Annotated in this window: 13 protein-coding genes; 3 read left to right on the forward strand and 10 right to left on the reverse strand. The window is 62.4% G+C overall.

Annotated elements, in window-relative coordinates:
- Window position 1: 1 nt before the first annotated feature.
- Both K0P33_RS11325 and K0P33_RS11330 read right to left on the reverse strand, forming a co-directional pair.
- Window positions 2–808, reverse strand: a complete 807-nt coding sequence (locus K0P33_RS11325; protein WP_094952106.1) for an alkaline phosphatase family protein — start codon at window positions 806–808, stop codon at window positions 2–4.
- A gap of 208 nt (window positions 809–1,016) precedes the next feature.
- Complete coding sequence (locus tag K0P33_RS11330; RefSeq protein WP_094952105.1) at window positions 1,017–2,084, reverse strand: ABC transporter substrate-binding protein; 1,068 nt, start codon at window positions 2,082–2,084, stop codon at window positions 1,017–1,019.
- 525 nt (window positions 2,085–2,609) lie between these two features.
- On the opposite strand from K0P33_RS11330, the gene K0P33_RS11335 reads away from it, so the two are divergent.
- Window positions 2,610–3,323, forward strand: coding sequence for a UTRA domain-containing protein (locus K0P33_RS11335; protein WP_010211607.1), 714 nt, complete (start codon window positions 2,610–2,612; stop codon window positions 3,321–3,323).
- A gap of 167 nt (window positions 3,324–3,490) precedes the next feature.
- Here the strand turns inward: K0P33_RS11335 and K0P33_RS11340 are convergent, their stop codons facing one another.
- From K0P33_RS11340 to K0P33_RS11375, 8 genes are read right to left on the reverse strand one after another with little or no spacing between them, the layout of a single operon-like run.
- Window positions 3,491–4,462 carry a zinc ABC transporter substrate-binding protein gene (locus K0P33_RS11340; RefSeq protein ID WP_094952103.1) on the reverse strand — a complete coding sequence of 324 codons (972 nt, stop codon included), beginning with the start codon at window positions 4,460–4,462 and terminating at the stop codon, window positions 3,491–3,493.
- Window positions 4,462–5,361 (reverse strand): metal ABC transporter permease, encoded by a 900-nt coding sequence (locus K0P33_RS11345; RefSeq protein ID WP_094952102.1) that lies wholly within the window; start codon window positions 5,359–5,361, stop codon window positions 4,462–4,464. Before K0P33_RS11345 ends, K0P33_RS11340 begins: the two co-directional genes overlap by 1 nt.
- On the reverse strand, window positions 5,358–6,104 hold the full coding sequence (locus tag K0P33_RS11350; RefSeq protein WP_094952101.1) for a metal ABC transporter ATP-binding protein: 747 nt from the start codon (window positions 6,102–6,104) through the stop codon (window positions 5,358–5,360). The genes K0P33_RS11345 and K0P33_RS11350 overlap by 4 nt, the downstream gene beginning before the upstream one ends.
- Window positions 6,101–7,021 carry a metal ABC transporter substrate-binding protein gene (locus K0P33_RS11355; RefSeq protein WP_094952100.1) on the reverse strand — a complete coding sequence of 307 codons (921 nt, stop codon included), beginning with the start codon at window positions 7,019–7,021 and terminating at the stop codon, window positions 6,101–6,103. Before K0P33_RS11355 ends, K0P33_RS11350 begins: the two co-directional genes overlap by 4 nt.
- Window positions 7,022–7,040: 19 nt before the next feature.
- Window positions 7,041–7,601, reverse strand: a complete 561-nt coding sequence (locus K0P33_RS11360) for a DUF6162 family protein (RefSeq protein WP_094952099.1) — start codon at window positions 7,599–7,601, stop codon at window positions 7,041–7,043.
- Window positions 7,598–7,927, reverse strand: coding sequence for a hypothetical protein (locus K0P33_RS11365; protein ID WP_242155254.1), 330 nt, complete (start codon window positions 7,925–7,927; stop codon window positions 7,598–7,600). The genes K0P33_RS11360 and K0P33_RS11365 overlap by 4 nt, the downstream gene beginning before the upstream one ends.
- Window positions 7,924–8,463, reverse strand: coding sequence for a thiamine pyrophosphate-binding protein (locus K0P33_RS11370; RefSeq protein WP_242155255.1), 540 nt, complete (start codon window positions 8,461–8,463; stop codon window positions 7,924–7,926). Before K0P33_RS11370 ends, K0P33_RS11365 begins: the two co-directional genes overlap by 4 nt.
- Window positions 8,460–9,662, reverse strand: coding sequence for a PepSY domain-containing protein (locus K0P33_RS11375; protein ID WP_094952095.1), 1,203 nt, complete (start codon window positions 9,660–9,662; stop codon window positions 8,460–8,462). Before K0P33_RS11375 ends, K0P33_RS11370 begins: the two co-directional genes overlap by 4 nt.
- A gap of 287 nt (window positions 9,663–9,949) precedes the next feature.
- Here K0P33_RS11375 and leuC point away from each other — a divergent pair, with 287 nt between their 5' ends.
- Both leuC and leuD read left to right on the forward strand, forming a co-directional pair.
- The gene (leuC, locus tag K0P33_RS11380; RefSeq protein ID WP_242155257.1) at window positions 9,950–11,368 is read left to right on the forward strand and encodes a 3-isopropylmalate dehydratase large subunit; all 1,419 of its coding nucleotides are present in this window, start codon (window positions 9,950–9,952) and stop codon (window positions 11,366–11,368) included.
- Window positions 11,365–11,979, forward strand: a complete 615-nt coding sequence (gene leuD, locus K0P33_RS11385) for a 3-isopropylmalate dehydratase small subunit (protein WP_094952093.1) — start codon at window positions 11,365–11,367, stop codon at window positions 11,977–11,979. The genes leuC and leuD overlap by 4 nt, the downstream gene beginning before the upstream one ends.
- The last annotated feature ends 133 nt before the right edge of the window (window positions 11,980–12,112 follow it).

Raw genomic sequence — 12,112 nt, forward strand, 5'->3', positions numbered from 1 at the left:
TTCACTTCAACAGCTCCCGGCATACAGGTTTGTCATGGGGCACACCCAGCAGCTCGCAGACGGTGCCGCACAGGTCGGTTTGCTTAGGGCTGGCAGCGGGGTCGAAGTTAAACGCCGAACCCAGCACGAACAGCGGTACTTCGCGTTCTTCCGGCAATAGGCCGTTGTGCGAGCGATCGTTGTTCATGCCGTGGTCGGCGGTCACCAGCACCTGGTAGCCGGCGTCGAGCCAGCCTTGCAGGTAGTCGGCAAGGATGATGTCGGCCGAGCGCGCGCTGTTGCGGTATTGCGCGGTGTCCAGGCCATGCTTGTGGCCAGCGTCGTCAATGTTCATTGGGTGCACCAGCAGGAAATTCGGCGCGTGTTTGTGGCGCAGGCTCTCGGCGTCAGCAAACAGGTGCGAGTCCGGGTAGTGGTCATTCCAGTAGAAATGCCCGTGCTGGATCGCCAGCGCCTTGTCGTCGGTATGACGGTCACGCGCGGCAATAAAGGGTGTGCGGTTATACAACTCGCTGACCCAGTGGTAAGCCGCCGCCGCGGTGGTGAGACCTGCGTCGGTGGCGTAATGGAAAATGCTGCGCTGGTTGGACAGGCGCGAGACATGGTTGTGGACGATGCCGCTGTCGATCGGTGGCACGCCGGTGAGGATGCATTCATACAAGGGCCGGGACAGGGCCGGCAGTTCGCAGTCCAGTTTGTAAAGCGCTGCGCGTCCTGCGCCGATATAGGCCTGCAGATGCCCCATGGCATGGCGGGCAACCTCGTAGTTCAGGCCGTCGAGCACCACAAGGATGACGTTGTGCTTCATAGGGGCTGGGGCTCCGCAACGGATTAGACTTGGTTCGGTGTTCTGGGGGGAACTGAGTGAAAAATGTGGGAGCGGGCCTGTGTGGGAGCTGGCTTGCCTGCGATAGCATCACCTCGGATCACATGAAACACCGAGTCGTCTGCATCGCGGGCAAGCCCGGCTCCCACACAAGCCAGCGCCTACACTGACCGTGTTTACAGCTCAGGCCTTACTGCATATTGATAATGACTTCTTCCTGCCACTTCTGCGGCAGTGCCTTGGAGGTCTTCTCCCAAGCGTCGGCATCTTTGATCGGCGTGACTTTCTTGTACTGCTCGTTCGGCAGCAGCTTGGCCTGTACATCGGCCGGCAGGGTCAGGTGCTCGGCACGGATAGGCCGAGCGTTGCCGCGCGCCAGGTTGGTCTGGCCGGCGTCGCTGAAGATGTACTCGCGGGTCAGCTTTGCGGCGTTCGGGTGCTTGGCGTATTTGTTGATGATGGTGGTGTAGCCGGAAATCACCGAGCCGTCCGAGGGGATCAGCACCACGTAGTCATCCGGGTTGGCCATCTTGGCTTTGTAGCTCAGGCCGTTGAAGTCCCAAACCACGCCCACTTCGACTTCGCCTTTTTCCATGGTGGCGATGGTCGGGTTGGCCAGCGACAGGCGGCCTTGCTTGGCGATCTCGGCAAACATCAGCAGCGCAGGCTGGATGTTCTTCTCGTCGCCACCGTTGGCCAAGGCTGCAGCCAGCACGCCGTTGGCGGCTTGGGCGGCGGTGCTCACGTCACCGATGGAGACTTTGTATTTGCCGGTCTTAAGATCAGCCCAGCTTTTCGGGGCTTCGGAGCCGTGCAGCAGTTTTTTGTTGACGATAAAGGCGATGGTGCCGGTGTAGGCCAGTGCCCAGTTGCCGTCTTTATCTTTTGCCCAATCCGGCACTTGTGCCCAAGTGGTCGGTTTGTACGGCTGGGCCACGCCCTGTTTCACCGCGATCGGGCCGAAGGCGGCGCCGACGTCACCGATATCGGCGCTGGCGTTGTCTTTCTCGGCGGCGAACTTGGCGATTTCCTGGGCCGAGCTCATGTCGGTGTCGATGTGCTTGAGGCCGTAGGTCTTGGCCAGGTCTTCCCAGGTGCCTTTCCAGTTGGCCCAGTCATCGGGCATGCCGACGCTGTTGATGGCGCCTTCCGCTTTCGCGGCGGCTTCCAAAGTTTTCAAATCGGTGTCAGCGGCCATGGCGGCGGTGCACATGGCAATGGTCGAGCCTAACAGTGATGCCAGGAAAAGCTTTTTCATCCGAAGCTCCTTTGGGCGTTTTCAACGCGGCGTTTTTATGAACGTGTGCGGGGGGCGTTTCATCACTGATTTCTTGGGGCGCGTTGCGCCTGAAAGCCGGCCAGGCAAGGCGCAGTCCGCAGGTAAGGGTCGTTTCCTTGCCAAGGACTGCAACACAGCATGGCTGGCTTTCAGGCACAACCCGAAGGGCCCGGCGCGCCCCAAGAAATCAGTGATGAATCGCCCCGTTTGGTCTAGGTCAGAGCAATACCTGAGCCAATCTAGGCTCGCTGGATGACAGTTTCATGTCGATGTCGTTTTTAAATCGCTTATGTCGCTCATTCCAGACTCAGCGTAGACCATGCTCAAGTACCCGCAGGCCCTGGACTTGGCCGATGTATTGCAGGGTATGGAGGCGGGTGTGGACAGGGACTGTCATCTGTCGGTCATCTGTTATGCCTAGGCTAGCAAGCAACAGCAGACGCCCGAATACAGCGCGGTTTGTGCACCTGAACGGTGCTGGTCTAGTCCAGATAGGTAACGTTAATGCGTGATGAGGCAATCAAGGCGGTGACATCCATCGGCCTGGCGCTGCAAGAGCAGATCGACCATGGCCTGCTGCCACCTGCCAGTAAGTTGCCCGCCGAGCGCAAGCTCAGCGAGTTGTTTGGTACCACGCGCATTACCGTGCGGGAAGCCTTGTTACAGCTGGAAGCCCAAGGGCAGATTTATCGCGAAGAGCGCCGTGGCTGGTTTGTTTCGCCGCCACGCCTGGCCTATAACCTGATGCAGCGCAGCCACTTTCACGCGATGGTCAGCGACCAGGGGCGGGTGGCGTCTACGGAGGTGATTTCGGCGCGGCTGCAACCGGCGTCGGCGGCGGTGTGTGCCTGGCTGCAGTTGCCGGCATTGTCGAGTGTGATCCAGATCTGCCGGGGCCGGCGGATTGATGGGCGCTTGGTGTTGTATGTGGAGCACTACCTGAACCCGCAGTATTTTCCAGGGATTCTGGCGTGTGATTTGAATCAGTCGATGACCGAGCTGTATGCGCGCAAGTACGACCTGCATTACGGGCGCGTGCGTTTTGAGATTGTGCCGACGTCACTGCCGGTGGAGGCCGCCGCCGCGTTGCGCGTGTCGGTGGGCAGCCCAGGCCTGCGCATTGCCCGGGTCAATTATGACCAGCACCAGCGTTTGATCGACTGCGACCTGGAGTTTTGGCGGCATGATGCGATTCATGTGGGGGTGGATGTGGTGTGACGCTGCGGGGGCGGGCTTGTTGTGGCGAGCAGGCTTGCCCTGCGTTGGGCTGCGCAGCAGCCCCAAAACCTTCGAAGGTGATTTGTCTGAAAGAACGCGGCGGTCTTATTGGGGCTGCTGCGCAGCCCAACGCGGGGCAAGCCCGCTCGCCACAGCAAGCCTGTTTGTCACAAGAACTCTGAGTCAGGCATCAGTGTTTTGAGCACCTGATCCACATTGCTTTCCAACTCCGCCACCGGGTCGGCACTGTCGACGTTCAACACCAATAACTGCGCACCGGATGCCGTCACCGCCGCTTTCACCGCTTCACTCGGCTGGCGGTGATGCAGCACCACGGCCACGTCGCTGCCCTTCAAGCTGGCGGTTAACGCCTGTAACGCCTCAGGCGTCCAATCGGCATCCGGCCGTGCATCGGTGCTGACCACTTCCAGGTTCAAGCTGCTGATCAGATACGCAAAGTGATCGCTCAGGCTGACCACGCTCAGGTTGTCCGCCTGGGCCAGTCGCGCTTCGCTGTCGGCGTTGAGTTTGAGCAGGCGCTGTTTGAGGGCGGCGAGGTTGGCGTCGATCTTTGGTTTGGCGCTGGGCGCCAGGCGGCTCAGGTCGGCGGCCATCACGTCGGCCATGCGCCCCATGTTGTTGCTCGACTGCCACGGCTGGCTGTTCAGTCCATCGGTGCTGCCCGGCTGCACGGCGATACCCGGCAAGCCGCCGTCCACCGGGCGTGCGGCGTCAACTTCGATGATGCGGATATTGCTGCGCCGCGCCACCGGGTACAGCGGGTCATCCGCCCACAGCGATCGCAGGCCGATGGTGGCGTCGGCGTCCTGGGCCAGGCTGTTCAACGCCTGCGCGCCACGGCCGGTGAAGTAGGACACCTGCCGCGAGCCGGGCAGGTTGGGCGGCGCGGCGCGCTCAAGCTTCACGTCGGTACCTTTGAGCAGCACCTCGGCCAAGCCGTACGTGATGGGCAGCGAGGCCAGAACCTTGACCGGCTTCTTGGCCTTGGTCAGGGCGGCATGGCCGAGGCCTTGGTTGACTTTGAACTCGTTGGGATTAAAACCGTCGACGGCGGCCAGCGCCGAGGTGCTGAGCAAACAGGCGATGGCCAAGGCCAGTGGGCGAAAGACAGGGCGCATTATCCAAGATTCCCTTTGAGGCTGGGCACGGTGCCGCGCGCGATGGCGGCGAAGGCGAAGGCGATACCGGCCACCAGAATGATCGCGGCACCGGACGGGATAGGCAGGTCGAAGATGATCGGCAGCAGGATGCCGCACAGCGTACTCACCGTGGCGATCACCACCGAGATCCAGAAAAAGCCTTTGAGCGACTGGCTCAGCAGGCGAGCGGCGGCTGCCGGAATCACCAGCAGCGCGCCAACCAGAATCGCGCCGATCACCTTGACCGCCGCCACGGTGATCAACGTCACCAGGATCACAAACAAATAATCCAGGGTCTTCACGGCCACACCGCGCACGGCGGCCAGTTGCGGGTTGAAACTGGCGAGCATGATGCGGTTGTAAAGCGGCAGCGCCAGGGCCATCACCAGTGAGCCAACCACGGCCAGTACCAGCAAATCGTTGCCGTTGACCGTCAATACCGACCCAAACAGCACGTTCTCGAGGATGTGCACGTTGATCTTGCCCGCCAGGATCAGCAGCAGGCTCGCGCCCAACGCCAGGGACACCGAGAGGAACACGCCGATCAAGGTGTCCGGCGCCAGGCCGGTGCGGTTGCGCAGGTAGTTGAGCAGGATGCCGAACAACAGGCAGTAACCGAACAGCGCACCATACGGCCCGGTGTAGGGTTCACCCAACAGAATGCCCACGGCCACGCCGGTCAGTGCGGCATGCCCGACCGCTTCGGAGAAAAACGCAAAGCGCTTGACCACCACCAGCGTGCCCAGGCCGCCCAGTACCGGGCCGATCAGCAAACCGGCGAGCAAGGCATTGACCACAAACCCATAGGCCAGCGCTTCCGGCAGATAGCCGGAAGAGGCCCAGCCCTGGACCATCAAACGAAACGCTTCATAACTCATTGCGCCGGGCTCCGAGGGTGAGTGGAGAACAGGGTCAACAGGCGATCCGGGGTCAGCGCCTCTTTGGGCGTGGCGTCGAACAGCACGCGGCGGTTCAGGCCGGTAACGCGGTCGGCCAGGCGGCCCACGGCGTCCAGGTCGTGTTCGATCCACAGCACGGTGATCCCGGCCAGGCGCCAGTCATTGATCAGCCTTTCGAAAACCTGGATGCCGGCTTCATCGAGGGCCGACATCGGTTCATCCAGCACCAGCAGGTGCGGTGCCGGGATCAGACCCTGGGCCAGCAACACGCGCTGACGCTCACCGCCGGACAACGCACCCATGCGGCGTTTACGTTTGTCCTGCATGCCCACCCGTTCCAGCGCCTCGCCAATTGCCCCGGCGTAATGCTTGGACAAACCAAGAAACGCCGGGCGCCGCTGACACATGGCCGCCATGAAGTCGTCGACAGTCATCGGCAATCCCCGGTCGAACTCCAACGCCTGCGGTACATAGCCGACGGTGCCGGGTGTGGTCGGCCACTCCAGGCGCAACTGCCCTTGGTGTGGCGTTTGCCCCAGCAGGGTCTTGATCAGCGAGCTTTTACCGCCGCCATTCGGGCCGACCAATGCGTGGATGCTGCCCGGCTGGACCTGGAAGCTCACGCCATCGAGGATCACGGTGCGGCCCAAGGTCAGCGAGACCTTGTCGAAGTCGAGGGTCGGGCCAATGCTGGCCACCTTCAGGTGTTCTGCCGCCGTCATGCCCCCGACTCCTGAATCGCCCGCACCACGGTGTTGAGGTTGCCGGTCATTTCCACTTCGTACTTTTCAGGCGTGTATTCGCCGTAGGAGATATGCGACAGCGGGTACAGCTTGACCCCGGATTCACGCTGGATGGTCTCGACGTAGGTGGATGGGAAATCCATCTCCGAGAAGATCACCTTCACGTCCAGGGCGCGCAGTTCGTCGATGGTCTTTTTCAGCTGGCTGGGGCTCGGTTCGATGCCGTGGGCCGGCTCGACCACGGCGGTGACTTCCAGGCCGAACTCGCGCAGCAGGTAGTCATAGGCCGCGTGCACAGTGGCTACGCGCAGATCCGGGTTGGGCGCGCTGGTCAGCTTGGCCAGGGCGTCGGCGCGCATCTGGCGCAGGCGCTTGCTGTAGGCGCGGGCGTTCTGGGTGTAGGTCTTGGCGTTGTCCGGGTCAAGTTTGCCCAGCTCTCGGGCGATGTTGTTGACCTGGGCAATCGAGGCGCTGATCGACAGGAAGGTGTGCGGGTTGACCACTTTGCCCGCACCGCGCGCGGCATTGCCGGTGGCGGCCAGCAGCGGCACGTTGGCATTGGCCTCGATCACCGGGATGCCCGGGCGCTCGCTGGTGGCGATCATGCGGTCGGCGAAATCGTCATGGCCGACGCCGTTGAGCACGATCACGTCCAGCGTGCCGATGCGCTTGATGTCATCGGCGCGCGGCTCGTAGGCGTGCGGGTTGAAACCGGCCGGAATCAACGGCACCACCTCGGCCTTGTCGCCGACGACATTGGTGACGTAGCTGTAATAAGGGTGCAGGGTGATGCCGATGCGCAGGCGTTTGGCTGCCTCGGCGTTCGCCAAAGGTGCCAGCATCAAACTGAACAGGCTGACCAGCAACAGGCGCAACAGGGGAGATGAAATAGACATGGGCAATCGGTCTTCTCGGTCAGTGACGGTGCTGGCGCGTAACGCCGGCATCGAATTGCGCGACCACCTGTTGCCAGCCGGCAGCGATCAGCGCCTGGTCAGTGAGGTCGGAAGGGGCGGCGAGGTTGGCTTGGCGGTTGAGCCAGATATCCGGCTCGGCGCCGTGCACGCGCATCAGCAGCGAGCCGCTGGCACTGGGCGTCTGGCTTAGACCTACATAGGCCGACGGCGCCAGCAACTGCCAGCGATGGTCGCCACGGCTGACCGAACTGGCGTCCTGGGCAAACGGCGCAAACCCTTCTTCGGCCAGTTGCTCAGGCGTCGGCAGCGCGCTTTGCTCCTGTTGCAGCAGTTGGATCTCATCCAGGGTCACCCGCAGGTCGGCGTAGATGCCTTGCTCGGCGGCGCTGAGGTCGCGGCGCGCATCCAACTGGTGGCTGGGCAGCGCCGCAACTTCCTGGGTTTCACCGTGCAGGGCAATCACCGAGCCTGCCACCGCGAGGATGATCAGGCACAGCAGTAGCACGTAGAGGGTTTCGTGGCCGGCACCGGCCGGGCGGACTACCTGTGTGGTACTCATTGAGGTTGGATATCCGCTTGGTCGATTTCCACGACGTGGCCGGGGCCTGCATCAAACAGCACATAGAACTCGGCCGCAGGCTTCTTGAAGGTCAGGGTTGAGTCCTGGCCGAGTTTGCCGGGCAGCAGGATGGTTTCGTCGTAGCCGATCACGTCCAGGGTCACACCCGGGGCGCCGCTGCCGTCGGAGAAACCGCCGGTGCACTGGATCTGCTCGCCGGGGATCTCTTTGCATTCGCACATCGGGTTGTGGGCCAGGGCCACGGTACTGAAACCGGCGCCGAGCAACAGTGCGGCGCAGGCGCGGGTCAGGCGCTTGAAAGTCATGGTTTAACTCCTTGCTTGTTCAGCCAGGCAATGGTGGCAGGCGAGGCCTGGCTCAGCGGGATGGAACCCTGGTGCATCGTGCCGTCCCAGCCTTCCATGGTGACCCACAGTTCGGCGTCGGCCGGCGTGCGTTCCGGCACCGGCAAGGCGGCGCCCATGCGGTACGGCGTACCAAAGAAGATCACCCCGGCGGCGCGCAGGCTGCGCGGTTTGCCGATGCGCAGGTAGGTGGCCTTGACCTGCCCGGCGCAGGTGTCGCACAGGGCGGCGTTGAAGAATTTCATCGGGCCGGCCGGGTCCGGGCTTGGGCCTTCATTGCGGAACTCGGCGAGCTTCAGGCTCCAGGGCCCGACCTGCACGTCCCCGACCACCCGCTCACCAATGCCGCTGTCGCCGCGAAACAACGCGGCATCGGCAAAGTATTTGGGCATGAACCCCAGCGGCACCAGCAATAGCAGGATGTTGATGTGGAACCGCCATTTCAGCCAAAAGGCGCGCAGCGGCGAAGGGGGCGTAGCGCGAGCGACCTTGCTCATGAGTGGGCCTGCGAGGTTTCAGCGTGCATGGCTGGGATGGAAGCCGGCGCACGTTGCGTCTTGGCTTCGCGCTTGAGGGCGTTGAGGGTGGCCAGGGCGGTGCGCTTGGTCCAGATCAGCAGGCCGCTCAATACCATCATGCTCAGCACCAGGCCGAAGAATGCCCAGATCAGCTTGATCCACAGCCCGCCAAAGTCGCCGGTATGCAGTGGGCGCATGGATTCGGTGACGAACTCCAGCGTCGAGCGGTCGGACAGCAAGTGCGACACCGCAATCTCGCCGCTGTATGGGTTGAGCTGGGCGGTCTGGAACATCAGCGGGTACCAGCCGCGCCCGCCAATCTGCAGGTGGCTGTAGGCATTGAGCGGCAGGAACACGAACGTGGCGTCCAGCCCGGGAATGCGTTGGGTGGCAATCTTGATGGCGTCGTCCAGCGGGATCATCGGTGCCGGCACGCCGGGCGCAGACGTCGGCACCTTCTCGCGGGCAATCACCGGCACGATCGGTTCGCTGGAGATGGAAATCTGGTTGTCCCCCAGGATCGCCTGGATCAGGAACCAGGTGCCGGTGATGGAAATCACCGCAATAAACCAGATCGACCAGATACCGCTCAGGCGGTGGAAATCGCCCCAGAAGATCCGCGCGCCGTGGCGGATGCGCAGCGTAGGGCGCAGAAAGCCCTTCCAGAAGCGCTTGTAGACCACCAGCCCGGTGACCAGCGACGCCAGCAACGGCAGACCGAGCGCCGAGACCAGGTACCAGCCCCAGCTGAAGCCATTGGTGAACGGCACCAGCCACCAGCCGTGCAGGGCGCGGGTAAATTGCTTGAAGTTGAACGACGGGCTGATGCCCTGGATCGCGCCGGTGAACGGGTTGACGTAGACCTCCACGGAGCGCCCGTCGGGGTAGCTGAGGTCGACACTGAGGGCAAAGTGCGATTCATCCGGACGCACGATGGACTGCACGATTGCCTGGGGTTCGTCGCGCTTGATGGCCGCGATCACCTGGTCAAAGCTCAGCAGTTCGGCGTCATCCGATGGTTTGCTGGCGCGGATGTCCGGGTTGGCCAGCCAGACGATTTCCTGGCTGACCACCGCCAGGGTGCCGGTGACGCAGACAATCAGCACAAAGAACCAGATGGGCAATGCCAGCCAGCTATGCACGAGAAACCAGAGTTTGGAGCGCGACTTCTTCGACATGTGAATGAGGATCTTGATCGGAGGGGCGAAAGAGGCCCGGAAAAGGCCGGTCGTAGCTTTTGCTGACGCGACGGGCTGTATCTAAGTTAAGACGGATGAGAATCAGAAATCCCTAAGTCAGATATGAAAGAAAATGTTTCAGGTTCACATTCGCAGTGCTTTGAGGTGCAGATCGAACACGAAACATGTTCCAAGCCATCACCCTGGCGCCATTGATGAGGCGGGGTGGCTGCGTAGGATGGGTGTATGCCGTTGAGCCAGCCCCAAGAACGTGAGCCCTAAGAAAAATGACTGCCAGAACCCTCTACGACAAACACATCGATTCCCACACGGTGTGCCCCTTGGATGACCAGGGCCATGTGCTGCTTTATATCGACCGTCAGGTGATCAACGAATACACCAGCCCCCAGGCCTTCAGCGGCCTGCGCGAGGCTGGGCGCAAGGTGTGGCGCCCCGGCACGGCATTGGCGGTGGTCGACCATGTAAACCCCACCACGCCCAAGCGCATCGCGGCGATGCCGGATGCGGGCGGGGCGCGGCAGGTGTCGTATCTGGCGCAAAACTGCCGCGACTTCGGCATTGAGCTGCTGGATATCCTCGACAAGCGCCAAGGCATCGAACACGTGATCGCCCCGGAGCAGGGTTTCATCCTGCCGGGCATGGTGATCGCCGCCGGTGACAGCCACACCACCACCTACGGCGCCCTCGGCGCGTTCGGGTTTGGCATCGGCACTTCGGAAATCGAGCACCTGCTGGCTTCGCAGACGCTGGTCTACAAGCGCCTGAAAAGCCTGCGCGTGACGGTCACAGGGGCGCTGGCGCCAGGCCTGACCTCCAAAGACGTGATCATGGCGCTGATCGGCAAGATCGGTGCGTCCGGTGCCACCGGTTACGCCATCGAATTTCGCGGTTCCACCATTGATTCGCTGAGCGTCGAAGCGCGCATGACCATCTGCAACATGGCGGTGGAAGCCGGTGCGCGTGGCGCCTTCATGGCGCCGGACGAAAAAGTCTTCGCCTACCTCAAGGGCAAGCCCCGCGCGCCGCAGGGCGAGCTGTGGGAGCAGGCACTGGTGGGCTGGCGCCAACTGCATTCGGACGCAGGCGCCGTGTTCGACCGCGAAGTGTATCTGGATGCCAACACCCTGGCGCCGATGGTCACCTGGGGCACCAGCCCCGACCAAGCCGCGCCTATCGGCGCTCGGGTGCCCGACCCGCAGGACGTCAGCGACCTGATCCTGCGCCAGGACATGCGTCGGGCCCTCAACTACATGGGCCTGGAAGCCGGCATGCCGCTCAGCGGTATCGTCATCAGCCATGCGTTTATCGGCTCCTGCACCAACGCCCGCATCGAAGATCTGCGCGACGCCGCCAGCGTGGTGCGCGGTAAACACGTGGCCGACCACGTGCGGGCGATGATCGTGCCCGGCTCCACCGAGGTGCGCGACCAGGCCGAGGCCGAAGGGCTGGCGGCGATCTTTATCGACGCCGGTTTCGAATGGCGCCAGTCCGGCTGCTCGATGTGCCTGGCGATGAACGACGATGTGCTCGCCGCCGGCGACCGCTGCGCCTCCAGCACCAACCGTAACTTCGAAGGCCGCCAGGGCGCGGGTGCACGCACGCACCTGATGAGCCCGGCGATGGTGGCCGCCGCCGCGATCACGGGCCGCCTCACCGATATTCGCCACTTTGGAGACCGTGTATGAGCCTGCAACCGTTCACTCTGGTCACCGGCAAAGCCGCGCCGATGCTGGCGGCGAATATCGACACCGACGTGATCATGCCCAAGCAGTTTCTCAAGGGCATCGACCGCAGCGGTCTGGACCGTGGGCTGTTCTTCGACCTGCGATTTCTAGCGTCCGGCCAGCCCAACCCAGCGTTCGTGCTGAACCAGCCGGCCTGGCAGGGTGCGAGCTTCATGGTGGTTGGGCCGAACTTCGGCTGTGGCTCCAGCCGCGAACACGCGGTGTGGGGCTTGAAACAAATGGGCATCCGCGCGCTGATCGGCAGCAGCTTTGCCGGGATTTTCTATGACAACTGCCAGCGTAACGGGGTGTTGTTGATTACCTTGGACGAGGCGATATTGCAGAAACTCGGGCAGACCGTCAGCCAGGCTGCCCAGGCGCAGATCAGCGTAGACCTTGAGGCACAGCAGATTCGGCTGGCCGATGGCCAGGTCATCCCGTTCCAGCTCGATACCTTGCGCAAAACCGCGCTGTTGCTCGGCCTGGACGCGATTGGCAGCACCTTGCAGCGCAGTGAGCAAATCAAAGCGTTTGAGCGCAGGCATTTGGCTGCCTACCCTTGGCTAAGTTGAGAATTACGTAGTTATATACGTAGAAAGAACGCCCTCTATTTAATAAGAGGGCGTTTTGTTGTGTTATTTACTTTTCAAATAGTCGGCGTTAAAAGCGGGTTTCCTCACTCATTGCTGGGGCCGTGGCGTGCGA

The organism is Pseudomonas sp. ArH3a, from assembly GCF_022648765.1.
In the GTDB taxonomy this organism is placed as follows: domain Bacteria; phylum Pseudomonadota; class Gammaproteobacteria; order Pseudomonadales; family Pseudomonadaceae; genus Aquipseudomonas.